This is a genomic window from Psychrobacter sp. 4Dc, from assembly GCF_002836715.1.
Classification (GTDB): Bacteria; Pseudomonadota; Gammaproteobacteria; order Pseudomonadales; family Moraxellaceae; genus Psychrobacter.
Map to the genome: position 1 here is coordinate 1 of NZ_PJAT01000091.1, position 26,579 is coordinate 26,579.

At 42.8% G+C, this 26,579-nt stretch carries 23 protein-coding genes; 13 read left to right on the plus strand and 10 right to left on the minus strand.

Going from position 1 to position 26,579, the window contains the following annotated elements; all coding sequences use genetic code 11:
* Positions 1–91: 91 nt before the first annotated feature.
* The 3 genes from CXF61_RS06745 to ispH all read right to left on the minus strand — a co-directional run bounded on the left by CXF61_RS06745 (position 92) and on the right by ispH (position 2,229).
* Complete coding sequence (locus CXF61_RS06745) at positions 92–907, minus strand: thioesterase family protein (protein WP_165597648.1); 816 nt, start codon at positions 905–907, stop codon at positions 92–94.
* Positions 908–970: 63 nt separating this feature from the next.
* A complete protein-coding gene (locus tag CXF61_RS06750) occupies positions 971–1,219 on the minus strand; it encodes a hypothetical protein (protein WP_102092783.1) in 249 nt (82 codons plus the stop codon).
* 53 nt (positions 1,220–1,272) lie between these two features.
* Positions 1,273–2,229, minus strand: a complete 957-nt coding sequence (gene ispH, locus CXF61_RS06755) for a 4-hydroxy-3-methylbut-2-enyl diphosphate reductase (RefSeq protein ID WP_165597649.1) — start codon at positions 2,227–2,229, stop codon at positions 1,273–1,275.
* A gap of 373 nt (positions 2,230–2,602) precedes the next feature.
* On the opposite strand from ispH, the gene gmk reads away from it, so the two are divergent.
* The 8 genes from gmk to CXF61_RS06795 all read left to right on the plus strand — a co-directional run bounded on the left by gmk (position 2,603) and on the right by CXF61_RS06795 (position 13,556).
* The gene (gmk, locus tag CXF61_RS06760; protein ID WP_165597650.1) at positions 2,603–3,229 is read left to right on the plus strand and encodes a guanylate kinase; all 627 of its coding nucleotides are present in this window, start codon (positions 2,603–2,605) and stop codon (positions 3,227–3,229) included.
* Between the two features lie 164 nt (positions 3,230–3,393).
* Entirely contained in the window at positions 3,394–3,654 is a 261-nt protein-coding gene (rpoZ, locus tag CXF61_RS06765) for a DNA-directed RNA polymerase subunit omega (protein ID WP_057761396.1), read from the plus strand.
* A gap of 339 nt (positions 3,655–3,993) precedes the next feature.
* Positions 3,994–6,192 carry a RelA/SpoT family protein gene (locus tag CXF61_RS06770; RefSeq protein ID WP_101205788.1) on the plus strand — a complete coding sequence of 733 codons (2,199 nt, stop codon included), beginning with the start codon at positions 3,994–3,996 and terminating at the stop codon, positions 6,190–6,192.
* A 113-nt stretch (positions 6,193–6,305) separates the two neighbouring features.
* Positions 6,306–6,686, plus strand: a complete 381-nt coding sequence (locus CXF61_RS06775) for a RidA family protein (RefSeq protein WP_057761400.1) — start codon at positions 6,306–6,308, stop codon at positions 6,684–6,686.
* A 175-nt stretch (positions 6,687–6,861) separates the two neighbouring features.
* Positions 6,862–9,150 carry a primosomal protein N' gene (locus CXF61_RS06780; RefSeq protein ID WP_165597651.1) on the plus strand — a complete coding sequence of 763 codons (2,289 nt, stop codon included), beginning with the start codon at positions 6,862–6,864 and terminating at the stop codon, positions 9,148–9,150.
* A 234-nt stretch (positions 9,151–9,384) separates the two neighbouring features.
* Positions 9,385–10,566 carry a cation diffusion facilitator family transporter gene (locus CXF61_RS06785; protein ID WP_165597652.1) on the plus strand — a complete coding sequence of 394 codons (1,182 nt, stop codon included), beginning with the start codon at positions 9,385–9,387 and terminating at the stop codon, positions 10,564–10,566.
* Positions 10,567–10,873: 307 nt separating this feature from the next.
* Positions 10,874–11,578: a hypothetical protein gene (locus CXF61_RS06790; protein WP_165597653.1), complete on the plus strand. Its 705-nt coding sequence runs from the start codon at positions 10,874–10,876 to the stop codon at positions 11,576–11,578.
* A 91-nt stretch (positions 11,579–11,669) separates the two neighbouring features.
* A complete protein-coding gene (locus CXF61_RS06795) occupies positions 11,670–13,556 on the plus strand; it encodes a monovalent cation:proton antiporter-2 (CPA2) family protein (protein ID WP_114700593.1) in 1,887 nt (628 codons plus the stop codon).
* 58 nt (positions 13,557–13,614) lie between these two features.
* Here the strand turns inward: CXF61_RS06795 and CXF61_RS06800 are convergent, their stop codons facing one another.
* Complete coding sequence (locus tag CXF61_RS06800) at positions 13,615–14,544, minus strand: DUF2628 domain-containing protein (RefSeq protein ID WP_165597654.1); 930 nt, start codon at positions 14,542–14,544, stop codon at positions 13,615–13,617.
* Between the two features lie 201 nt (positions 14,545–14,745).
* On the opposite strand from CXF61_RS06800, the gene trmB reads away from it, so the two are divergent.
* The 3 genes from trmB to CXF61_RS06815 all read left to right on the plus strand — a co-directional run bounded on the left by trmB (position 14,746) and on the right by CXF61_RS06815 (position 18,828).
* Positions 14,746–15,585, plus strand: coding sequence for a tRNA (guanosine(46)-N7)-methyltransferase TrmB (gene trmB / locus CXF61_RS06805; protein WP_165597655.1), 840 nt, complete (start codon positions 14,746–14,748; stop codon positions 15,583–15,585).
* Between the two features lie 1,058 nt (positions 15,586–16,643).
* On the plus strand, positions 16,644–17,696 hold the full coding sequence (recA, locus tag CXF61_RS06810) for a recombinase RecA (RefSeq protein WP_101205782.1): 1,053 nt from the start codon (positions 16,644–16,646) through the stop codon (positions 17,694–17,696).
* A 40-nt stretch (positions 17,697–17,736) separates the two neighbouring features.
* Positions 17,737–18,828: a regulatory protein RecX gene (locus CXF61_RS06815; protein ID WP_165597656.1), complete on the plus strand. Its 1,092-nt coding sequence runs from the start codon at positions 17,737–17,739 to the stop codon at positions 18,826–18,828.
* A 180-nt stretch (positions 18,829–19,008) separates the two neighbouring features.
* On the opposite strand, the gene CXF61_RS06820 is transcribed toward CXF61_RS06815, so the two are convergent.
* The 6 genes from CXF61_RS06820 to CXF61_RS06845 all read right to left on the minus strand — a co-directional run bounded on the left by CXF61_RS06820 (position 19,009) and on the right by CXF61_RS06845 (position 24,870).
* Positions 19,009–19,722: a YidB family protein gene (locus tag CXF61_RS06820; RefSeq protein WP_165597657.1), complete on the minus strand. Its 714-nt coding sequence runs from the start codon at positions 19,720–19,722 to the stop codon at positions 19,009–19,011.
* 241 nt (positions 19,723–19,963) lie between these two features.
* Positions 19,964–20,422 (minus strand): hypothetical protein, encoded by a 459-nt coding sequence (locus CXF61_RS06825; RefSeq protein ID WP_165597658.1) that lies wholly within the window; start codon positions 20,420–20,422, stop codon positions 19,964–19,966.
* 52 nt (positions 20,423–20,474) lie between these two features.
* The gene (locus CXF61_RS06830; RefSeq protein ID WP_057761419.1) at positions 20,475–20,756 is read right to left on the minus strand and encodes an FAD assembly factor SdhE; all 282 of its coding nucleotides are present in this window, start codon (positions 20,754–20,756) and stop codon (positions 20,475–20,477) included.
* A gap of 126 nt (positions 20,757–20,882) precedes the next feature.
* On the minus strand, positions 20,883–21,776 hold the full coding sequence (gene folP, locus CXF61_RS06835; RefSeq protein ID WP_165597659.1) for a dihydropteroate synthase: 894 nt from the start codon (positions 21,774–21,776) through the stop codon (positions 20,883–20,885).
* A 164-nt stretch (positions 21,777–21,940) separates the two neighbouring features.
* The gene (gene ftsH / locus CXF61_RS06840; RefSeq protein ID WP_057761422.1) at positions 21,941–23,836 is read right to left on the minus strand and encodes an ATP-dependent zinc metalloprotease FtsH; all 1,896 of its coding nucleotides are present in this window, start codon (positions 23,834–23,836) and stop codon (positions 21,941–21,943) included.
* Between the two features lie 401 nt (positions 23,837–24,237).
* Positions 24,238–24,870 (minus strand): RlmE family RNA methyltransferase, encoded by a 633-nt coding sequence (locus CXF61_RS06845; RefSeq protein WP_057761424.1) that lies wholly within the window; start codon positions 24,868–24,870, stop codon positions 24,238–24,240.
* Between the two features lie 335 nt (positions 24,871–25,205).
* Between CXF61_RS06845 and CXF61_RS06850 the strand changes: the two genes are divergently transcribed.
* Entirely contained in the window at positions 25,206–25,517 is a 312-nt protein-coding gene (locus CXF61_RS06850) for a YhbY family RNA-binding protein (protein ID WP_057761426.1), read from the plus strand.
* 219 nt (positions 25,518–25,736) lie between these two features.
* Positions 25,737–26,510: a DOMON domain-containing protein gene (locus CXF61_RS06855; RefSeq protein ID WP_165597660.1), complete on the plus strand. Its 774-nt coding sequence runs from the start codon at positions 25,737–25,739 to the stop codon at positions 26,508–26,510.
* Positions 26,511–26,579: the final 69 nt, after the last annotated feature.

Here is a 26,579-nt window from a genome sequence, read left to right on the forward strand (position 1 = left end):
TTAAAACTATTTCTCTATTATTTGTATAATTAATTGATTACAACGTATCATTTCATTTTTCAAAACTATAAAATGACTGACTCTTAGCCTTCTAACGTGGCATCGGACGAATAGTAAGAATTTGCTCACTACGACCAAAAGGCCCATGTATATCGTGCAATACCGCACTTGTCAATCCGATACCGTCGTCGCCATATTGTTGTACAGCCTCGATACCCAGCCAGCGACCTTTTGGCGAGCGATGCATATGGATTTGCAAATCAGTATTGGGAAACATCCATTCTAACTTAGACAAACCAAGACCCAATCTTGGTACAACACCATTGGCAGTATCGACCATACCTAACAGATGCACCAAATCATCAGTCGGCTCGCCTTCTATCATGTCGAGATCATTGGTAATCCATACCATACCGCGACCAGAACGGCGGTCTTCTGTCGCTACTAGACGTACGCTTTCAATAAAACCGCCCGGCCAGCCTTTCATACCTTCCCAAACTGGCAACTCTTCAGGTTTGTATTCTGCTGGTTGATCTTCAAGTCCGGCAATCTCGCTGGTATTTTGAGTAATCAGTCGCCATGCTCTTGCAATGATGGCGTCACGGCCACGGCTACTCATGACCGCTTCTACCAGCTCAATAGTCTTGCCTGGTCGGATACAGCGAGTAGTAATAGTAAAATCGTCAAGCGGTATTAACCCCAAGATATCAAGGCTCACACGTGCGATACGGGTGTTAGGCTGCGGCGCAAAGCTGTTGATCTCGGCTGTTAATAGGCCTGTTGCTGGCGCCATGTGCTGCTCATGCTCATTCCAAGCACCTTGAGCATGCTTGGTTGGCTGATAATGCGCCACACTGACACCGTCTTCTTGTAATTCTCGTTTGATAAATTTGTAATAAGCAGTCATAGCTATTCTCTCTTTCCTATATTTGGCACTTTCACCTGTATTTTTTATTTATGCTTGTACTTTCTATTTATGGATAAGCTCTTGTTTTCTTAGCGTGAGAATACGGCGAGCTTTTTGTAAGAAGAATAATAAACAGATCATAACTACTGCGAGCATCGCGTAGAAAAAGCTTTTTTCTGCCATAAACTTCATGATATTCATAAACAATACGAAAACCACTGCTGCCATCACTAGCATATTGAGTTTTAGTTGCTTGTTGACTTCAGCGAGCGTGGCCTCTGCCAATACAAATCTGGCTTTTGGTTCTTTCATGCGACCTTATCCATATCAATGATGGTTCATACAAATACAAACACGAATATTAGTTACTTACCAACCTGAGTAACAGGTATCCGCAACGCTTTCGGCAAACTAAACGTCACATTTTCTTCAATACCAGATAGCTCACTAGGTAGATCGCCACCCCAGTCTTGCAACTGTTGCAATACTTCTTGGATTAATACTTCGGGCGCAGATGCACCAGCGGTCACGCCTATACTCTGCACGCCATCTAACCAACGCTTGTCCATCTCACTGGCATTATCGATTAAATACGCTCGGCAATTCATACGCTCGGCAAGCTCTCGCAAGCGATTAGAGTTTGATGAGTTTGGTGAACCAACTACCAAGACTACTTCACAGCGACTGGCCAAATCTTTTACCGCATCTTGGCGGTTTTGAGTGGCGTAGCAAATGTCGTCTTTGCGAGGGCCTTGGATACTAGGAAATTTTTCACGCAGCGCATCGATGACTCGCGCAGTATCATCCATCGACAAAGTTGTCTGAGTCACAAATGCCAAACGTTTGGCATCTTGTACAGTCAGTGCGGCCACATCACCTTCATCTTCGACCAGATGAATCTGCCCACCATGGCGACGATTAAAGCGCCCCATAGTACCTTCGACTTCCGGATGTCCTGCATGTCCTATCAACACGGCATCCATCCCATCTTGCGCAAACTTTGCCACTTCGATATGTACTTTAGTCACTAACGGGCATGTTGCATCAAACACCGTCAAATCACGACGCTCAGCCTCATCTTCAACTGCTTTAGACACGCCGTGAGCAGAAAAGATAACAACAGATCCATCTGGTACTTCGTGAAGCTCTTCAACAAACACCGCACCACGATTGGCCAAGTCTGACACCACAAACTTATTATGCACAACTTCATGACGGACATAAATAGGCGGCTCGAAACGTGTCAATGCTTCATTAACAATCGCAATTGCACGGTCCACACCAGCACAAAATCCACGGGGATTGGCAAGATAAATTTGCATAAAAAGGCCTATCATTGGATAATTTATAGTTAAAACGTATTTTTGAATTTTTTATTCAAAAGTTAAGGCGAAATCAATGCTCTACTTTAGCATAATTTGCTTTTATCGCTCTCTAAAATAGCTGTCTGCTCATAGCAATATTTTATGGGCAAATCTCAGCATGCTTACGACATATTGCAAAACCAGCTTTAACTTGTATAAAAGCAGTTTATAATAATGCATCTATTATAATTTCTATCGCCATACATGATGGCGTTTTTTATTTTTTCCAGTCTTTGTTTTTGACTGAGGCACTGCTTAACTTTTTATCAACACGCATTTATTACAATACATTTTACGAGTTACTAAGACACCTTCTATTAGGATAAATTGTATGACAGGTTCATTATTCATCGTTACTGCCGCTTCAGGTACTGGCAAGACCTCACTGGTTAAGCAATTGCTTGCGACCACCAATGACTTGACTGTCAGCGTCTCACATACGACTCGCGCACCACGCCCAGGCGAGATTGACGGACAGCACTATCATTTCACAGATACCGATAGTTTTACCAATGGTATTAATGCGGGTCTATTTCTAGAGCATGCTGAAGTATTTGGTAATTATTATGGCACATCAGAGGAAAGTGTCCGTACTCAGCTAGCGGCGGGTATCGACGTTATTTTGGAGATTGACTGGCAAGGCGCGACGCAAATCAGAAATATCTTTCCCGATGCCGTTATGGTTTTTATTCTACCACCTAGCATTGCGACATTACGTCAACGTCTCTCAACCCGCGCGCAGGATTCTGTAGAAGTTATAGAGCGCCGTCTAGCTGGGGCGGTCACCGAAATGGCACAATATGTGAATGCTGACTATGTAGTGATCAATGATAATTTTGATGTAGCCTTAGCTGAGCTAAAAGCTATTATCGTGGCCGACAGGCAGACACTTAGCCGTCAGCAGCAGCGCTATCATCGTACGATTAGCAACTTGCTAAACGCTCAGGTAGAAGAGTAAACTAAGCACAAGCAGCTAATCTCGTAAGTAGATATAAAAAGCAACTACGCGACTTGGCAAAAAATGCTATAATATTTAGCTATCCCCCTTTATATTTTTGATATTATTTTTATTGAGTGGCGGGCAAGGTCCGTTACTAATAAAAACAACCGAGGTAGCTATTTATGGCACGAGTGACGATTGAAGATTGTTTGGATAATGTTGATAATCGCTTTGAGCTAATTTTGGTCGCAAGCAAACGCGCCCGTCAATTGGCCAAAGGTATTGCCGAGCCGTTGGTTGACGTTGATAACGACAAGCCTACAGTATTGGCACTACGTGAAATTGCCGCTGGCAAAATCACACGCGACATCCTAAATCAGCCAGAGCATAATTTTGCTACTAGCTCATTAGATTTAGCACTGTCAGGCGACCACAGCTTCTAATAAGCTGTTTTGATAAGATGTATTTTATAAAGCCAATCGTGTTTTTATAAAATAAATACATATCTTGATCAACTATAGAGACCACAGCATAGGCTGTGGTTTTTTGGTTGTAATAATAATGTATTGGCTATTTTGGTCACCATTTATCCCCCAAATAGACCACTTAGTGAAATTTTTTCATCGCCCACACGCTTATCAGTTGACATTGAAAGCGATTTGCGATTAATTAGAGAATGGCGTACTCATCCTTAAGTTTTGTATGGTAGGTCATTATTTAGCCTCCATTTGCTTCGGTAAGTGGCCCAACAAGTAGGTCATGGAAAATAGGATCATCATTTTATGAGTCAAACCCTACCCAAACTCAGTCATCACCTCGTCGATGATGCTCAATATAATTTACTACGTTCGGTAGGTTATCTCACTGCTGCTGAGCGCCGTGATATTGTTGATGCTTGTGAGTTCGGAGATATTGCGCACATTAAAGACAAGCGCAAATCAGGGGAACCTTATATCACGCATCCAATCGCTGTCGCTGAGATACTAGCGGGCTTTCGCTTAGATCGAGATACCATCATTGCAGCAATCCTGCATGATACGGTCGAAGACACCGAAGTTAGTGATGAGCAAATCAAGCAGCGTTATGGTGAAACTGTATCAAGATTGGTCGATGGTGTGACCAAGCTAAAGTCCTCTTCACATAACAAGCAGCAAAATAAAGCGGCCACCTTTCATAAGATTTTAACCGCCACTCTCGCTGACCCGCGTGTACTTATTATCAAGCTTGCTGACCGTCTACATAATATGTCTACGCTTGACGCAGTACGTCCTGAAAAACAGCGCACTACAGCTCAAGAGACCTTGGATTTTTATGTGCCATTTGCACGATTAATGGGTCTGAATGATATTGCTGACTATATCGAAGTATTGTGTTATCGCAATTTAGACTCTGATATGTACAACAAGCTGTCCGATAAACTGCTACAGCATGGGCTTGGACGTAACTTTCAAAGAGAGTCCATTCATCGTTATTTGAGTATCGTGCTAAACAACTTGGATCTCAATGGTCTGGTCAAAGTCTTAGACAATCGTGTGGTCATATATCGTCAGTTTTTCCGCAATCGCGGTGAGATTAATGCGCTACTGCGTCACTACGCGTTTGAAATCGTCCTTGATAATATCGAAGCCTGTGACAAACTGGCCTATTATCTAATCAAAAAATATCAGATTGATGATACCCATATTGCGGATAATATTCGTCGTCCGCTGCCAGGTGGTAACCAATCCCTCACCCTCATCTATGAGCGTGATAATGACGTGGTAAAGGTCACTATATTGACTAAGCAAATGCAAAGCGCTGCGAGACTTGGTGTCATCGGGGCAGAGCACGCATCTGATGTGAGTCAATCGGTTATCCAAGCGTCATTGCGCAACATGAAAGATTTGGTCGACGAAGACAATCTGAATGAAAACAGTCCTGATTTCTCAGCGGCAGTCTCTACCATTAATGAGCTGATGGATTATCTGCACTCTAGTAAAATCATTTGTTATAGCCCTCAAGGGCGTGCTTACGAGCTTCCACAGGGTGCAACGGCGCTAGATTTTGCCTACGCGGTCGGGCCTATGATTGGTAACGTTGCCGTTGGTGCAAATATCGATGGTAAAGCTGCAAAGCTCGGTACCGTGGTAAAAAATGGACAGTCCGTTGAGATAGAAGTGAACAGCCACTCAGAACCAAAAGCTGAGTGGTTGGGATTTGTAGTGACTAACAAAGCCCGTGAAGAGATTTTACGTTGGTTTAAAGATCTGTCTGTCGCTGATAAACAACACCATGGCAGGCAAGCATTAGATCGTGCGCTCAGAACGCATCAGAAAAGTTTTGATGATTTGACAGATGCTGATTGGAAAGACCTGACTGAATGGCGCGGTCTGACAGAAAAAGATGCGTTATTTGAACAAATAAGCTCAGGTACGCTACTTCCTCAGCTAGTCGTGACACGTTTATTTAGCGATGAGCTGAGCGATCTACAGGCAAAAGTACATAGCGACGACATGACCCAACCGCAACAGCTGATCGCTAATGCTGCTGGCGTCGAGCTTGATTTTGCCAATTGCTGTCATCCGATATATGGCGATCCTATCGTAGGGCATTTATCGCGTCATGGTTTGGTCGTTCATCGACATAAGTGTTTCTCACTGGACGATATCCGCAAAGACAATCCTTATCAGGTGATCCAATTACGTTGGCGCAATGACAATGCAGTCAAACAAGGCGACATCGGTGAGCACGATCTAAAAAACAGCGGTAAGATTCGTTTTCCTGCTTATTTAAAGCTCTCAATTGCGCTTAGTGACGAGCAAATTAGTGAAGTTATTTATCACTTACGCCAGCTCAATATGGGGGTTGAAACCGTTGATGTTCGCAATACTGATACCATCATTCATATCGTGGTACGTAGTCGCAACCATTTAGCACAGGGTATCCGTGAACTACGCTCGCTGCTAGGTTTCCCTAACATTATACGGTTATATCAATTATAATAAGCGCATTTGCTGATTTGCATCACTGATATAGTCGTGATGCAAATAGCTAAAATAGAACTGCTATTCTAGTAGCCATGAATCACTCACATAAAATATAAAAGGGATATCCCATGACTCGTCAAACCATCCAAACTGATAAAGCACCTGCAGCGGTCGGCACCTATTCACAAGCCGTAAAAGTCGGCAATACTGTCTATATCTCAGGTCAGCTGGGTTTTGATCCTGACACGATGGAACTAAGAGAAGGTTTTAAAGCACAAGCTGAGCAAGTATTTGAAAACATTAAAGCTATCTGTGAAGCAGCTGGTGGCAGTCTAAATGACGTGGTCAAATTCAATGTATCTTTGACTGACTTGAGTGATTTTGCTGTCTTGAATGAAGTGTTTGTCGCCAATCTAAGCGAGCCATATCCTGCCCGCGCTGCCGTCCAAGTAGCTGCCTTGCCTAAAGGTGGCGTGGTAGAAATTGAGTCTATTCTTTATATCGAATAAGATGATATTTGATGCTTAATATTAGGTGCTCATTATTAAGCGCTCATTATTAAGTGCTCATTTTAGCAACAGCCTATAAGTCATATCACAATAAGCTTAGCATCATGCTAAGCTTATTGGTCTCCGTTCTATTATTCTGATCTCATATTCACCTAATAAGACTGCGAAGCCGTTTATGTTGGTACAAGTTGCTCTGCCCGTTCCCCTTTATCGGGTGTTTGACTATAGCCTACCAGCTGATATGCTTGCTTTGCCAGACAGTGCGATACCGCAAATCGGCAGCCGTGTCGAAGTTTCATTTGGTCGTCAGACTCTGATTGGCATTGTGATTGCTCATATTTCACAAGACGATAGCCGCGTACCTGTCAATAAAATCAAACCCATTAATAAATGTCTAGATGCTGAGCCTATTTTGAACTCGGACATGCTCAAGCTTGCCTATTGGTTAGCGCGCTATTACCATTATCCACTTGGCGACGTGTTAGCAGTTATCCTGCCAAGCCTTGTTCGTCAAGGCAAACCATTAGACTTGCTGATTACCCATTGGCGCATTTTACCTCATATTACTGATGATGATTTTCGAGCCAATGCCAAGAAACAAAAGCAGCAGTTCGATATGCTAAAGCTACATGGTCAGCACGGCGCAAGTGAAGATGTATTGCTACTAGAAGGGATGCAACGATCATTTTTAAAGACGCTGGAAGATAAAGGGTTAGTCGAGCGCTATATTCAGCCAAAACAAGCACCTACTCCAGTTAAACTGGCAAAAATGCCACTTGATCTCAATGATGAGCAGAGACTTGCTGTCGACGCTATTATTGCTGCCCATGAGTCCGATACTTATACTGGTTTTCTGCTCAACGGTATTACTGGTAGTGGTAAAACCGAAGTTTATCTGCAAGCGATGCAAGCCGTACTAGAGGCTGGCAAACAGGTTCTTATTTTAGTACCAGAGATTGGCCTCACACCGCAAACGCGGGCAAGATTTGCCAGTCGGTTTGCTGCCCATATTGTGCTATTGCACTCTGGCATGACCAATACTCATCGCTTACAAGGTTGGCAAGACTGCCGCACGGGTCATGCACAAATCGTGATCGGCACACGTTCGGCTGTGTTATATCCGTTTGCAGACTTAGGCCTGATTGTCGTTGACGAAGCGCATGATGGCTCGTACAAGCAACAAGACACATTGCGTTATCATGCCGCTGATGTCGCTCTCTATCGAGGTTTGCAGTACAAAATCCCAGTGATACTCGGTACTGCCACACCTTCCCTTGAGCATTTAAAACTGGTCGATGATGGCAAACTAGTAGAATACCAACTGCTTACTCGTCCGGGCAATGCCAAACCTGCAACCATGCAACTGATCGATGCTCGCTTGCAAAGCACCCATCAACAGGCTCAAGATGACGGTGCGCGCTATGATACAGGGCTGACGAATGCCATGATCGGGGCGATACGGCAAACGCTAGAAGCCGGTGATCAGGTATTAATATTTTTGAATCGTCGTGGCTATGCGCCTGTTCTATTGTGCGAGGCTTGTGGCTGGCAAGCAGATTGTCCGCGCTGTGACGCTCACCTGACCGTTCACTATAATAGCCAATCCCAGCGAAACAGTTATTCAAGCAACTCTTACTTAAAATGCCATCATTGCGATTGGCAAACCTATATCCCTACCGTATGCCCTGATTGTGGCAGTCAAAACCTAGACGCTAAAGGTATGGGAACGACAAGGCTTAGCGAAAATCTACATGCAATCTTTGCCAACCCCCAAACTAGCAAAGAGCTCTATCCGATTATTCAGATAGACCGTGATACCACAAGACGCAAAAACAGCTGGGAAAATATTTACGAGCAAATTAATAAAGGAAACCCGGCTATATTGGTCGGTACACAGATGGTTGCCAAAGGTCATCACTTCCCCAATGTCACGCTGGTTTGCTTACCCAATGCCGATCGCGGATTTCTATCAGCAGATTTTCGCTCACCAGAGCATACCGCACAGCTCATGATTCAGGTGGCAGGCCGTGCTGGTCGAGGTGACAAAGCTGGCCGCGTATTGATTCAAACGTTGCAACCTGATAACGAGTTACTATTGAAACTGGTCAAAGATGGCTACTTGTCATTCGCGCGCGAGCTACTGCAAGAACGTCAAATGATGGGCTTGCCTCCTCATCGACATGCGGCATTGATACGCTGCGAAGGCAAAACATTGGCAGCTACTACTCAAGCGCTCAAGGATGCTATTGCGCATTTGCCTAATGCTCATAACCTCGCTGTTCTCGGTCCTATTGATGCGCCCATGAGTAAAAAGAACAGTCGCTACCATGCACAGCTTTTGCTACTGGCCAAAGACCGTCGTCAATTGCACCATGTGTTGGGACAGTGGTGGCAGCCAGTGCTTGCCCTACCAAGCGCTAAATATCTTAAACTTACTTTGGATATTGATCCTGTCGGTTGGTAGTTCTCACGCAGCTCTCAACAAATGGGTGTATATCTTTCTACTTCTCTTCTCATCATGTTTACTTCGTCGTTACAGCTTCTCATGCTTGGCTATGTTAAATTTATAATTATCAAATGGTACGCGGTAAATGCCCTACGCCTACTCTACCCATAGCAAGCATCACTTATTAGTAAACGTCACTTATCAGTAAATATCAGCTATCGAACGCAACTATCAGCGAATCTGAGTATTATTATGAATCCAAATAATCCAAACTCTGACGAGCACAATCATAGCCAACAGTATGATAATACGGATGTGCCTAAGTACGTTCGCGAAGATGAAGAAAATAACTACACTCAAGAAAACCAAGGCCATCATGATCATGATGAGCATCTAGAGCAAACAACCACAGCACGAGATACTAAAGGCTATCAGCGCACCTTGCTGTTCAGCTTTATTATCATTACTGGTTACATGTTTATCGAAGCCATTGGTGGCTGGCTCACTGGTAGTTTGGCTCTGCTATCTGATGCAGGGCATATGTTGAGCGATGCGATAGCGCTTGGTGCCACTTTGGTCGCATTTAAAATCGGCGAAAAAGCGGCTACCCATCAGAAAACTTTTGGCTACAAGCGTTTTGAGATATTAGTTGCTACGGTAAATGGCGCTACCCTTGTGATAATCGCTTTGATGATTTTTTATGAAGCGATTAAACGCTTTAACTCACCGCCAGAAATTGCGACCCAAGGCATGCTTATCGTGGCGACTATCGGTATGCTGATCAATATTTTGGTCGCTTGGCTAATGCATCGAGGTAGTCAAGGTGGCGAGCCACACAGCCATAATCATGGTACGGATGATGCCAAGGTCGCAGAGCAGAAACCTAATAATGAAGAACCCGTTAACCTTAATATGCAAAGCGCCTATTTGCACGTATTGAGCGATTTGTTAGGGTCAGTAGCTGCGATTATCGCTGCACTACTTATGATGGGTTTTGGTTGGGTATGGGCAGATGCAGTGGCATCAGTAATCGTTGCTGTGCTTATTTTAATCAGTGGCTACCGCGTTGTACGTGATTCTGTGCATATATTGATGGAAGGAACGCCTGCCAATATATCGCTCGTCGATGTAGAGCAAAAATTACTCGAAGACTCTCAAGTACAAAAAGTACATGACCTACATGTTTGGAGTATTACTAGCGGTCTCAATGCACTCTCTTGTCACGTGGTGGTCGATGGTGAAATGAGTATCCATGAATCAAATATTCTAATTACCAGTCTCGAACAAAGACTGCTAGAGCTTGGTATTCACCATGCTACTATTCAGGTCGAAAGCTCGTCTCACCCGCAGAATATCGCACATAGCGATGCATTGGTCTGTGATATTTCGGGACAGCTACCTGATGGTAATAGTCATATTGGTCATAACCATTAACGATACATTTTCAGCTAAGTGATTGAATAAAGAAGTCAATAACTTGAAACACGACCTAGAAAATACAAGTATAGGCATCTGATACTGGTTCATACTAAAAGTTACGTAGAATTAGAACTAGAATCTAGATCACATTAAGACAGTCGTGATTTGCGACAAACTTTTGCTTTATTCCATTCAAAAAACTTAAGTTCAAATCGGCTTATGTGGTTATAATAACTATTATAAAGTTTTGTTTAGCACCCCAGTTAATTTTTATAATCATACTTTTTGGTATTTTCACTCTATCTATTGATGATACAACACTATGTCTAGACGCTCAGCACCCTTTGTCGCCCCAGACTATATCGATGATCCTGCATCAAAAGATGGCAAAAAACACGCAAAAGTTTTGTTATCAACGCTGCAAGAAGACATTGCAAACTTTCGTAATGAACAGTTTCCACCTGATATTTTGCGACAAATCCGTGACATGCCTATTTATGAAGGCAACTTAGCCGAAGTCCAAACCTATCAGCAACGTTGGCAAAATCTGCTTGAGCGTGCAAAGGATTTTTATCCAGCGGCCAATATGCCACCTGACTATCTACCGCTCCCTGCCAGCCTTGAGATACCACAATTCATCTATCATGTTCAGCGTCTACATTTAACTAAGACACGCGCTAAAGAATCCAAAAGCTTTGGGTCAGTAGGTGCTCTGACCGATAAGTGTGGTCAATATACGGATGATGAAATTGAGCGTATGACAGCAGTGTTAGATAACGATGACGAAGCGCGACTGGTAGCGCATCGTGAATTTATCGATCTGCGTGCTTATGTTTTTTGTCGCGATAGTAAGGGCGAGATGCTAGAGCCTGAGCGAGTACGCTTTTATCGTACGGGTCTTATTGTACATGCCCTGCCTGACTTTAAGATTGTAGATAGTCGCCAGACACCGCGTAAACGCCGCAACGATGCTTATAATAATCCGCTTGCAGACAATGGTGTATGGAAAATTTATCGCAAAAAATAATAGATACTAGCGCGTTATCGTTTTAGCCATACTGATTTTAGTCACGTTCATTTTATATCGTATATTTTATTCAAATTTTTAAGGAGCCCAGATGTTTGCTGCCGCCGCCGGCTCACCAAATCTCATGTTGCAAGCCACTATCTTTTTGGGAGCAGCATTGCTCTTTGTCCCTCTCGGTAAACGCTTCGGCATTGCAACGGTTTTAGGCTATCTCATCACCGGACTCATATTGGGCCCAAGTGGCTTGGATGTGGCAGGCGACGCTGAAAGTCTATTGCACTTTTCAGAGTTTGGCGTGGTCATGCTGCTGTTCATTATCGGGCTTGAGCTCCAGCCTTCGCGGCTCTGGGCATTGCGCCGCTCTATATTTGTATTGGGCGGTTTGCAGGTCGGTTTGACTGGTACGCTACTGATGTGGCTCCTACACCAGTTTTTCTCTTTACAACTAGATACTGCCTTTATCGTTGGTTTTGGTTTAGCCCTGTCTTCTACCGCATTTGTACTACAGATACTGACTGAAAAACAGCAGCTTTCGAGCACACATGGTCGAGAAGCCTTCACTATCTTACTATTCCAAGATATTGCGGTCATTCCATTATTAGCAGTCATTCCCTTTTTATCAGGGGTGCGTGAACAAAGCTACGATTTGATTTATTTTGGTAAAGTATTTGCTGTCTTTGCCGGTCTGATTTTTGCCAGCCGTTACGTGGTTCGACCCTTCTTCAAATTTGTGGCTTCCAGTGGTGCGTCAGAACTACTAACAGCGGTCGCGCTATTTATCGTGATGGGCGTATCTATCTTGATGGGCCAAATTGGTCTATCAATGGCGTTGGGTGCATTTTTAACAGGTGTATTGCTCGCTGATTCTGAGTATCGTCATGAACTAGAGGCTAGTATCGAACCTTTTAAAGGGTTGCTATTAGGTCTGTTCTTTATGTCAGTCGGTATGCTTACCGACGTCAAACTCATTTTGGCAGAGCCCATCTTTATTATTGGCTGTGCGCTCGCATTGATGTTTATCAAGTTTGCAGTGATTGCAGGTATTGCAAAGGTATCGGGCAATCGCTGGCCAACGAGTATCAGATTGGGCGTAACCCTAGCCCAAGGTGGTGAGTTTGCCTTTGTCCTATTCAGTGTCGCCACTGCTCAAAACGTCTTACGTCCCGAGCTTGCTAACACCCTTAACCTTGTCGTTACTATTTCAATGGCACTGACACCTTTAGCATTCTTGCTGTTAGAAAAAGTAGGTGAGCCGCTATTTGCCAAGAGCAAACCGAGCCGCGAATACGATACCATTCCTGATCATGAACATCAGGTAATTATTGCAGGCTTTGGCCGTGTCGGTCAGATTATTGGCCGTGTACTGCGCATGCATAATATCGAATTTACCGCCATTGAACGCTCGGCAAACCGAGTAGATTTTGTAAGAAAATTCGGTAACCAAGTCTATTATGGCGACCCGAAAAACCCTGAGATTTTGCGAGCTGCAGGCATTCAAAAAGCGCGTGTGTTTATTCTTGCCATCGATGACTTAGAGCGTTCTATCACCACCGCTCAGTATCTTCGTAAGAATTATCCTGAACTGATTGTATTGGCAAGAGCGCGCGATCGTCAGCACTATTATCGTTTGCGTGAGGTTGGCGTGCGACACATTTGGCGTGAGACTTATTTGTCGTCTTTGGACATGTCACGCGAATCACTACAGTTATTAGGCATCTCACCAGAAAAAGCGCGAGAAACAGTAAAAACATTCCGTGACTATGATGATGACTTGATAGAACGCCAACAAGCTATCTATGATGATGAAGCCAGCATGATTGAATCCGCGCAATCAGCAATGGCTGAGCTTGAAAGCTTGTTTGATGAAGATATTGGTAAAGCACGTAAAATGGATTTGACCGATTTTTATGAGGCGTTAAAGAGCCAAGCAACACCAGTTGAGGAAAAAGATGATACTGCAACGGACTCTAAGCATTAACCCTAAGCAGTAGCTCTCAGTACTAGCAACATTTACAAGTACTCGTGAAATACAGCCCCTAATCAGCTATGCAGTTTTTAGGGGCTTGTTTTTTATTCAGTGAGCTGATGCAATCCCAATTATCACTGTCTGGTATACGATAAAAGACCAGCGTCTGCTCGTTTAAATAGCGTATTGGAAACGTCACGTTCTGAATCGTTGCCACTACCGCACAGTCGGTTTTTGGCACACCAGCGGCCTGAGTATCGACATGCATGCGTAGTTGCTGCTGCTCGGTACTCAGGGGCAGATTTACTGGGCACTGCCCTGTCTGCTGATAAATCAACGCCACTCGGTTTTGAGCATTCTTTGCAATATCATAAGCATCAAACAACACTTCGTTTGCTTTTGGCTTGGCAATAATCGGTAAGAACTGCACCTTAATCACCAATAGCGAAAACGCAAAAAAACCAAACCCCAATGCCAGTCCGAATAAGCTAACACCGCCTTCTCTTTGCAGATGCGCCTTCTGTGCTGCCTCATCTCGCGGATGATCATTTATCGCATCAGCGATCTCTCGCCTTGCCATTCGGTAGTAATACGCATCCGTCCAACATGCCACCATAAACGACCAAAATAGCCAAATAACGGCAGCAATACCGATACGTGTTGCCATCTGATAAGCATCTGGTACATAGGACATCGCTATAAATTCAAAAGCGACTAGCACCAGCGCGACATTAAGCTGGATAAAAGACCACCCTGCGACACTATAGACAATCGCATCCATATAGCGCTTGCGATATAGCAGCCAAGGAAAAGTGATAAAAAATGCAGCCCAGTGCCATTTTGGCGACAGATAACCTTGCTGATCAAACTGCTCAAAACGTTTAAGGTAATAACGCTGGGTACGATTACCGATGAACCACTTGTCTAACTGCTTACGTTTAGCAGGTGTTAACGACTCTTGATAAAATGGTGGCGGTGAATCGGTCTCGATAAATAACATGGCAACACGCTCTACTTGCTGACTCTTAGAAAAAGCATTTGAAAAATACCATTATATGATAACGCTAAAACCCGTGTGTAACATAGAGAAACCACAGCACTGACCAGCAAATATGCGAAAATAGGATTGTCCGTTCACAGTTGTATGGATTTGACTTATAATAAGCAAACATCACCCACCTAATTAAGCCTTACGAATCCTATGAGTCAACATTCTGATATCAATGACAACGTCAATAGTACCGATACTACTGATGAGCAAACCCTTAATAGCACAAGCGAGCCTATCGATATCGATAACAGTACCAGCCAAGAGATAGAACCGATCTCTGATAAGCATATTCGCATCGTCAATACGTTTATGAAGCGCCGTACGCACATGAACAAAAATGCCGAGCTTGCACTAACTGCTCCAGAATTTTCTGAGTATTTGGTCAATAACAGTTTTGGTGATGGCGATCTTACCGGTATTGACAACCTACGTACGTTATTCGCCGATAGCCCTAACGGTCCAGATGCGCCGCTTACGGTAGAGATTGGTTTTGGCTTGGGTGATTCATTTATTGAAATGGCAGCCGCTGACCCTACTCGTAACTTTGTCGGTGTAGAAGTGCATGAGCCTGGTATTGGTAAATGTGCTTATATGGCTGGCACCCAAGATTTGAGCAACGTAAAAATCATCAATGGTGATGCCATTCAATTGCTCAAGCAACTACCAGAAAACCATATCGACCGTATTCAGCTATACTTCCCTGACCCATGGCAAAAGAAGCGTCACTATAAGCGTCGTTTTGTCAGTCCTGAACGTATGACCATCGTTACGCGCAGCTTAAAGCAAGGCGGCTGGTTCCATACAGCAACTGACTGGGAGCATTACGCATTTTGGATGGTTGAAGTATTGGATGGTTTCGCTGGACTGACCAACAAAGCAGGTACAGGTAATTTCACTGATCGTCCTGACTTTCGTCCAATGACTAAGTTTGAGCGTCGTGGCCTCGACCGTGGGCATGGTGTGTGGGATTTGATCTATATCAAGGACTGATTAATACAGCTTTACTTTTAAGTGTTTTGACAAAGCGGCTATCTGATATAGCCGCTTTTTTGTGGCTTTCTATAGGCTATAGAAAATATCTCTAAAAATACTAGACATCGTATGCATAACTATGTCTGCTGGCATCTTAGATGTATATCTTGAGTCATACTCCTGACTTTTAATGCCTATAGTATGATTATGCATAAAAAAAGATAAATTTATAATTTGTGAAACATAGCGCTCATAGCGTTGTTTGTAGACAAAACTGCTTCTCTAAAGTGATTAAAAACGAAATATAGAATCCATTCCTAATACTAATAATCTACGTAAACTTATGTATTATAAGGCTTTACAGAGTTCTCCCCATAAGCTGTGGATAACCCTGTGCATAAGTCACTACTTGACAACTTTATAGCTAAGCAACTTAAAGGATAAGGTAAAATCGTTCATTTTTTGTACAATTTATAAACCATTTAAAATCAATAACTTATATTAAATTCACACACATAAAAAATTATTTTAAATAATTTCTAAAATAATTTAATTATTCATAATGTTTCACAATTAGCGAAAATAGTCCTTTTATTTGTTGTGGACAACTCCTAAATCTATTGACAAGCATAGTCATTATAAGGTTCAAAACAACAACGGCCTATCGCATCATTTCTATAGATTTTTAGCCGCATACCATACGACAGATAGTGTCGTCTAGCATCCCTCAACGCTCATTATAGTGCCTTGCTTTTGTTATAATTACCTTATCAAATCAACAGTGTTAAGAAGTTGAGTCAAGTAATTAGCACGCCAAGTCTGACTTAAAAACAACGATAACGACAGTGTATTACGGACTTATTTTTACTTCTCTCGCTATTTAATTTTACTGTATAGTAGAACGATACATTCGATACTACTACCTATACCAGTCACGTGACAACCTATTTTTTGATAAAACAGCCAAAAAATAATTGCCGATTTCATAAAAGTCAGTATGCGTTTGCCAAAAGTTTTAACCGTACCAATATTTTATTTATAGCATCAACTTAACTACCGAAAACAAGGAATCCAATATGGACGACAATAAAGCCAAAGCCCTTAAAGCGGCATTAGGTCAAATCGAAAAGCAATTTGGTAAAAACACCATCATGCATCTAGGCGATGACTCGGCCATTATGGATGTCGATGTGGTCTCTACAGGCTCTCTAGGATTAGACATTGCGCTTGGTATTGGTGGTCTACCAAAAGGCCGTATCGTTGAAATTTACGGCCCAGAAAGCTCAGGTAAAACCACCATGACCCTGCAAGCTATTGCAGAATGTCAAAAGCAAGGCGGTACCTGTGCCTTTATCGATGCTGAGCATGCGCTTGACCCTGTCTATGCACGCAAGCTTGGGGTAAATACTGATGACTTATTGCTCTCGCAGCCTGACAATGGCGAGCAAGCACTTGAAATCACCGATATGTTGGTACGCTCAGGCGCGATCGACATGATCGTGATTGACTCAGTAGCTGCGTTGACACCACGTGCCGAGATTGAAGGCGAAATGGGCGACTCACACATGGGTCTGCAAGCGCGTCTGATGAGCCAAGCCCTACGTAAAATCACTGGTAACGCCAAACGCTCTAACTGTATGGTGGTGTTTATTAACCAAATCCGTATGAAAATCGGTGTTATGTTCGGTAGCCCTGAGACTACGACTGGTGGTAACGCGCTGAAATTCTACGCCTCTGTACGTATGGATATCCGCCGTATTGGTGCGGTCAAAAACGGTGATGAAATCATCGGTAACCAGACCCGTGTCAAAGTCATTAAAAATAAAATGGCACCACCTTTCCGCCAAGCTGAGTTTGAAATTACTTACGGTGAAGGTACGAACCACTTAGCCGAAGTCATTGACTTAGGTGTAGAGATTGGAGCGGTTGGCAAAGCAGGATCTTGGTACAGCTATGGCGACGAAAAAATCGGTCAAGGTAAAGCCAACTCTGTGCTTTTCTTAAAAGAGAACCCTGCCATTGCTCAAGAAATCGAAGACAAGATACGTGACGAAAAGCTTGGTACAAAGAAAAATAGCAAAGCCGACGAAACTGAAGAAGCAGAACAGGCTTCTGAACCTGTACAATAATGGTTTAACGATTAACCGTTGTCAGTCACTATGATTCATTATGAAAATTAAAACCTTAGCTGAAATTCTAGCTGAGTCGGGTGCCGACTCAGCTAGTTCTGTTGATAGCAAATTAAAAAAACCGTCCAAGAATTCTCATACGAAAGAGTCTAAAAAACCAGAGAAATACAGTAAACGGACTATCCGTTCAAGTAAAGATGATTCAGTCACGAATGACGCTACTATTGATACAGCGTTTTTTGAAGACTCCTCTCTTAAGTCAAAGAAAACTTCTAAATCTAAAAAACGTAAAAAGCGTTTTCATCCAGCGGCCAATTTTACCGCTGAGCCTAGTGACGCCCCTACATATCAACCACCTGAAGCGCAAACCATTAAAGAGATGCTGGCAGAAGTCAAACTCGACATTCATAATGACGAAATTAGTGATGGTTTGACAACTGGTTCTAGTGATAGCACTGAGTTACTATCCAAAAGCTCAGAACATGAAGCTGAGCTTTTTGCTATCAATGGTAGTGAAACAGACAGCCAAAACGATAACATACCAGCCGCGCTCAAAGCTTACTTACGAACCCCTGAACAAAAACAAGCAGAAATCGATGCGATTAAAGCAGAAAGTCGATTGCGTTGGCTCGCATTTTATTATTTATCACGCCGCGAATACGGTAAGGCTGAGCTAAAGCAAAAGCTGATCGACAAAGAACAAGACCCAGAGAAAATTGATGCACTGCTCGATGAGTTTGAAGAGAAAGGGTATCAGAGTGATTACCGCACTACCCTTATGCTGATACGTGAGAACATTCGCAAAGGCCGCGGACGTGGTCGTATTAAGCAAGAATTCTATCGAAAGAAGATTACTATGCCAGTTAACATCGATGAGCTAATCGATATGGCAAATGCAGAGTCAGAGGAATTTAGTGAGTTTGTAGATGATAATGATGACAACTTGGTCGATGGGGTAGACTGGCTGAAATTGGCTGTCACAGCACGTATTAAGAAATATGGCGATAACATACCTGTTGAACAAAAAGACAAAGCCAAGCAGCTACGATTTTTGCAGTATAGAGGGTTTAATACCGATATCTGCTTTGCCGCACTTAACCATACCACAGAGACGCTAGACGAGCGATTTTAAGGGCTTACTGTCGCTGCTAAGCGATATTTACCGACAGTCATACGCTTGTGATGGACATAAAAAAGAGCACGTTATATAACGTGCTACTTAATCAATACTATCAGTAATTTCAATCTGTATGACTTTAGAGTATTCAGTTAGAAATTTTCAAATTCTAAGCTGCCAAACTACTCGAATAAACTACTTAAAATTACCAAGACGGCTAGATAGCTGGCTAATGATTTGATCTATCTCTTCATTGGCCTCAGACTCATTATCCAGATTGCCATTAGGCGTTAGCTGATTCATGACTTCAGGCAACAGCTCAGCAAGTCCCTGTCTTACCTCAGTTTCATTAGCACCAGTATGAGCGGCTACTTGCTGAATTTCGTTTTCATCAAACAAACGATTAATTTCGTTTGGATCTAAATTATCGTTTGCTTCATTATTACTCATCCAAGAGCGTGCTTGACCTTCATAGCCCATACCAGTGATTTTCGACAATGCACCGCTCAAACCACCATTACGTTTGATCCAGCTAAGTACCATAGGCATCAATGCAGCAACGAGCATACCTTTACCACCAGACCCACTATTAGTACGCTGACCACCTAATACACTACCTAAAACATCACCTAGTCCGCCAGCACCTGAGCTCATACCACCGCGCTGACTACCGCCCGTGAGACCACCAATGATGTCGTCTAAGCCAAAACCATTATCTGCTTGACGGCTATTTTGTTGAGGGCTATAACCACCTGCCTGACTGCCACCGCCTAATACGCTACCTAAGATATCACCTAGTCCGCCAGTCTGCCGTGTTTCAGTACGTTGGTTAACTGGATTGCGCTGAGCGTCGTCTGGATTCATTGCACTACGTGCCACTTGGCTCACTAAATTCCCTAATAAGCTCATTATCTATTCCTCTTTTTATCATATTGTTTAGTACAAAAATACTGCTAAAATTTATGAAACCTCATATCTGCCTACATGTTATTTAATAACAGGACAGCAGACTTATGAGTTTTATTTTCTATTTTTAATATAACAGATTTTAATATAACAAACCCCTTTGTCCTTTGAGTTAGCTATTTTGTTATGACGTGTAGAGTTTTCTCATCGTAAAAGGAAAAACTTAAGCTCCATAAATACTCAGTTATCTAGCATTACCCTTACTGGTATTGGTTAAAATATTTAATTGTCGCCATTGATCAGAATTTACTTGATCGCGGAATATAGTGGTTGAAAACGTTCTTTGATAAGGCTCAACGATATTCAACTCGATACTCACCGCCCACTGATAGCGATTTATATCGATTAACTCTGCTTGCCATAACTCATCGCCGCGTCCCGTTCGTATCAGTAACTGCCATTCTTTATCGACACGCTGACTGAGCGATGGCTGACTAATATGTAATAGTATCGGTCTCGATATAATCAGATAACTTGCGACTGCTGCCGAGACTATGAAGATCAGTAGATACTGCCACAAAGCCAAAGATGCAAACCATGCCAATATCATCATAACGCCAGTCAAGCTTACATATAGCAGCGCGCGTAAATAACTGGCAGGCTTGATAGCTGTATCAATACGTAGCGAGGTTACTAGCGTCATATAAGCGTACCATGGGAAACGTTAGATATTATGCCGATCCATTCTTTAAGACCTAAACCAAGTCTTTGGTATGACGCCATGTTTTTATCTTATTGACCAACGCCCAGATATCATCCTCTTCTGGACGATTTTGATTGGTAAAGTAATCAAGCAAGTCTGGGTCTTCATGAGTCAGCATTTCTGCAAATGTTGCTTGTTCAGTAGCATCTGCTGTCAGATACAGCTCTTTGACGTAAGGATCAATATAAAAATCCAATTCTTTTAATCCGCGGCGAGCTTGATAAATGATACGGCGCTGCTCATTGGTTGGTTCTGGCTGAGTGGTACTAGTCATAAATTTACTCTTATTAATTGAGATAGTTTTATTGGTTTAGATAGTTTAAAAATAGACGTTAAGCATAGCGTATAGAATATTTATAGTCTTAAAATCTCACTATGCATTCGGACATGTAGAATGAAATTAACAACGATATGCTGACAGTTGACTCCATAAGGCCACTGCTTGCTGCATCATCGCCACGTTATGCGTACGAATGATACTTGCTCCTTGTTGTAGCGCAAACAACCCAGCTGCCGTTCCTGCCGAATCACGCTCTACCGCTTGCGTCGTACTCACAGCGTCAACTTCACTTTTAGTCAATACTTCTGCTAAAAAACGCTTACGAGAAATGCCAAACATCATTGGCAGCCCTAATGTCTGCAAGCTGCTCAGCTGACTTAATAACGCGCAATGATGCTCATAGTTCTTAGCAAAACCAAAACCTGGGTCGATAATGATATTGCTTTGTTTGACGCCGATGCTAACTACTTCGTTAATACGGTCAATCAGCTCTGTACGCACTTCATCGATCACATCGTCATACTGTGCCAAATTATTCATTGTCGTTGGCTCACCGCGCATATGCATTAGCATAACAGGTATATTAAGCTCAGCCGCCAGCTCTGCCGCACCCGTACGTTTTAGTGCTCGTACATCATTCCAAATGTCAGCACCTTCATTAAATGCTGCCTGCATGACTTCATGGCTGCTAGTATCAATCGATAACCAAATAGCATCACCACAATACTTACGGATGGCTCGAACCACTGGTACAACTCGTTGTATTTCATCATCAGTCGCCACAGTTTGCGCATTTGGACGAGTAGATTCACCACCGATATCAATAATAGTAGCGCCTTCATTTATCATCTGCTGACAATGAGCGACGGCCTTATCTACTGCATTAAACTGCCCACCGTCTGAAAATGAATCTGGAGTTACGTTCAGGATACCCATGATATGCGGCTGCGACAAATCTAAGGTTTTATCACGGCTAGATACTTGATAGTTGGGTAAAGATTGGAATAATGACATGAATAATCCATCACAAGTAAAATTTATAATGTAGCTTTAGTTATTGTTATCTATGCTTATGATACCAGTAAATCTTATAGGGTTCTAAACCCTTCATAAAATGATGACAATAAAAAAGCCCTTTATCATAAAGGGCTTTCTATAAAACATGAATACGCTAGCACTTACATCGCTGGTAGTGGTGGCGGTGTAGCACCAGTTGTTTTGACATCGTTCTTCGACAAGTTTACTTCGTTATGCTGATAAACTCTTGGTGGACGTGGTTCCTCACCTGCTAAGATATCTTGCAGTTGGTCACGATCAATGGTTTCCCAGTTCATAAGCGCATCAACCATCGCATGCATTTTGTCTTGGTTGGCTTCAATCAATTCACGAGCGATATCATACTGCTCTTCTAGCATACGACGCACTTCTTCATCGACCTTCTGCTGCGTAGCTTCAGAGATAGTACGACCGCCACCGCCGAAATATCCTTGCGAGTTGTCGTCATCTTCGTACACCATGATACCAAGTGCATCAGACATACCGTACTTCGTGACCATCGCACGTGCCATTTTAGTAGCACGTTCAAAGTCGTTCGAAGCACCCGTTGACATTTGATTGATAAATACTTCTTCAGCGATACGACCACCAAACAAAATAGCAATGTCGCTCAGCATTTTCGACTTATACATACTAGTCTGATCATGCTCAGGCAACTGCCAAGTGACACCAAGGGCAAAGCCACGCGGCATAATAGTAACCTTATGCACCGGATCTGTACCTGGTAATAGCTCAGCTACTAACGCATGACCCGCTTCGTGATAAGCAGTGGCACGGCGTTCTTCTTCGCGTATGACCATGGATTTGCGTTCAGGACCCATATATAGCTTGTCCTTCGCATCTTCAAAGTCATTCATATCGACGCTAGTCTTGTTACGACGCGCGGCGAACAATGCAGCTTCGTTTACAAGGTTAGCAAGCTGTGCACCACTAAATCCAGGCGTACCACGAGCAAGAGAACTGGCATCTACACTGATTGTATTCGGCAGTTTCTTCAAATGAACTTTTAGGATTTGTTCACGGCCTTTGATATCCGGCAAGCCTACTTGTACCTGACGGTCAAAACGACCTGGACGCAATAATGCTTTATCAAGCACGTCAGCACGGTTGGTAGCGGCAATGACGATAACGCCTTCATTACCTTCAAAACCATCCATCTCAACCAATAATTGGTTCAATGTCTGCTCGCGTTCATCGTTACCGCCGCCCATACCGGAACCACGATGACGACCAACTGCATCAATCTCATCAATAAAGATGATACAAGGCGCACTTTTCTTTGCTTGTTCGAACATATCACGGACACGTGATGCACCAACACCGACGAACATTTCAACAAAATCAGAACCTGAAATTGAGAAAAACGGCACTTTAGCTTCACCAGCAATAGCTCTCGCTAACAAGGTTTTACCTGTACCAGGAGGACCTACCATCAAGATACCACGAGGAATCGTTGCACCCAGTTTGGTAAATTTGTCTGGATCACGCAAGAATTCAACTACTTCAACGACTTCTTCTTTAGCTTCTTCACAACCAGCCACATCTTCGAAGTTAACGTTGATTTGATCTTCGGTCAGCATTTTCGCTTTTGATTTACCAAAGCTCATTGGACCGCCGCCTTTACCGCCAGCGCCGCCTTGCATATTACGCATAAAGAATAAGAACAGACCAATAATCAATAGAATTGGGAAGCTGGCTATCAGTAGTTGCATTAATACGCTTTGGCGCTTTGGTGCAGTTCCTTGAACTTCGACTTGGTTCTCACGTAGCATTGGCATGAGCTGGTCATCTGACACAGCTGGTCTAATGGTCTCAAAAGATGAGCCATTTTTCTTTTCGCCGGTGATCTGTTCGCCGTCGATCTCGACACTGGCTACTTGGTTTTCTGACACTGCGGTCACAAACTCAGAGTAGTTAAGGTTATCCGGCTCAGAAGATTGATCAAAGCCGCTAAACACCAGCACCAAAACGCCGATTACCACCAGCCACAATAAGGTATTTTTTACCATGTCGCTCACTAGTTATTCCCATCCCTTACTTATTGGTGTGTTTATTAAACACGTGACGTCTATAAACGTATTGCTCATTTTTAACGAATATCCCGATAATAAAAAGCTGCTAAATTAAACTTATATGATTTATAGGTAGCATAAAAATTGTTTTTATAAATAATCAGTATGAGACAAACATAGATATACGATCATTGAGCTTGTAAAACGCTTATTATCAGACGACTTTGCCTAAAACGTATGCTAAAAACAAAGGTAATATACCATGATATGTGGTGCTAACCCGCATAATTCAAGCAGGTTTCACGATTATTCCTTTAACAATTGACGCAGCTTTTATATCGCGATAATAACACTTTATGGTGGTTTACCCTCACGCTTACAAGAGCAGCAACCTATTGATGTTAAAACTATTTAATCGCTATCCAAAACATCTCTTTTGAGCGTGGTCGTGACGCACCTGGCTTTATACTACGAATCTTACTAAAATCCTGCTGCATCTGCTTGCGTAATTCTTGTGTACCCTCGCCTTGAAACACTTTCATAATAAGTGCGCCACCTTCTGGTAAGGTTGCAAGCGCGAAGTCCACTGCTAACTCACATAAGTACATCATACGTGGCTGATCGATAGCACTATTCCCAGCAGTATTGGGTGCCATGTCAGATAATACGACATCAACTTGCCTATCACCTACTTCTGCCATAATGGCATCAAACACTTCAGCTTCACGAAAATCACCTTGAATGAAGGTCACATCAGGCAAGGTATCCATCGCCAAAATATCAGAGGCAATCAAGATACCATCGTCACCTACCAATCGACCAGCGACTTGTGACCAGCTACCAGGCGCACTGCCCAAATCCACAACCGTCATGCCTTTTTTGATCAGGTTGGTTTTTTCATTAATCTCTAATAATTTATAAGCGGCACGGGCACGGTAGCCATCTTTTTGAGCTTTCTGTACATAATGATCGTCAATATGCTCTTTCATCCAAGCACTGCTGCTCTTTGATAGTTTTTTGTTTTCGATACGCGTGGCCAAAATACCTGCTCCTATTGCTTTACTAAATCTAGCTGCTTTAATTGCTCTATCACTTACAAACTGATATTAATCCGTTGCGGATTATTCTAAATACAGTGTTAATCAGATTTCTTATTCATGGTTGGTTGCAAACTGACTAAATTCTATTGGTTAAATAACTGTTTTATAAGGCAGTAGCGTTTATAATGTACCAAACATTCAGTTTAACATTTTCGTCACGTAAAATCGTGCAAAATCCTGCTGATCTCATGCAAGATGGTCACAGATTATCTATAATGATCAATAACTGTTTTTGACAGTACCATTTTTATTTTTTACCAACACTTAGGAATTCTATGCAACTCGATAACGCTACCATCAAACGTCTAAAAGGCATTGGTCACGAGCTAAAGCCTATCGTTATGATCGGCAACAAGGGTATTACCCCAACCATTACTGAAGAGATTGATCGCGCGCTAACAGATCATGAGCTTATCAAAGTGAAATTGCCTGCTGGCACAAAAGAAGAGCGTGACATCGTTGGCGCTGAACTTGCTAAAGCGGCTAATGCGTCTTTGGTTCATTCTATTGGTCGCATGGCATTATTACTACGCAAAAACCCAAATGCCAACCCAAAACTGTCTAACCTAGCACGTCACGCACAGTAATATGTCATGACCGACTAGACTTAAGTGACTGGGTTTTATGTTCACTTATATCATAGCTAAACGATAATCAAATACAAAGGCCGCGACGCTTCTTGCTCACGGCTTTTATGTTTTCTGATAGTCTCGGTTATACTTACCGTATAGTATTAGTGTCCTTAATCAGTATGATTTCTCTTGTCACTATCACCTCTTTATTATTGCCGTCGAAATGTACCCATAATGAAACAAGCTTTTAACCTCCATCTAGCCACCGAGACGATAGCGAAAGACGCTCAGCAATTAGGCGTGTCTATAGAAGCGCTTGAGAATATCTCTATCGAAGTAAGTGCAGAGATCATCCAGCAACCAGCTTTGCAACTAGTGCTGACCTATCAAGTAATTCTGCCTAGCCAAATTCTAGCCAATCAATTCAATTGGTCAACATGGCAACAAACTCAAGTAAATTTCACTGATTACCTATGGGAAGAAACGTGCCTTGAATGTTTTATTGCTGGCAGTGAGGTTGATGGTAGTAAGACTGATGCTGAAGATATCGTGGCATCTGACCAGACAGAACTGCACAAGATACCATTTCAGCAAGCAACCGCTTATATAGAGATTAATGCTAACCCTGATGGTCGTTACGCACTTTATCAATTTGAGAGCTATCGTAACCCTGCGGCACTACCGCCAGTAGCGTTGTATGAGACCGATGGAACCACACGCGCATCTATTAATTGGAATAACCATAAGGATTTGACAGCCTTATCAGTAGCAAGCCTACTATCTAGCACTCCAACGGCAGTGCAGACACCTGCTCATTATGAGCGCAGCTTTAGCCTACCTATAACGCAGCTACCGAATCAACAATACGCTATTGCAAACATGCTGATTGAACAAATACATCCTTGTGTCATCTTATGGTTTGGCGAAACTGACTTATACTTTGCCTCGGGCCATGCCTCTCCGCCTGATTTTCACAATCGTGATTATTGGCCAAAATTTGAGCTTTGATTTGGTTATATGAGCTGTACTCACTTAGGCATCCCAGTTTAAAGCACAAAAAAAACCCAGTAATGTCAT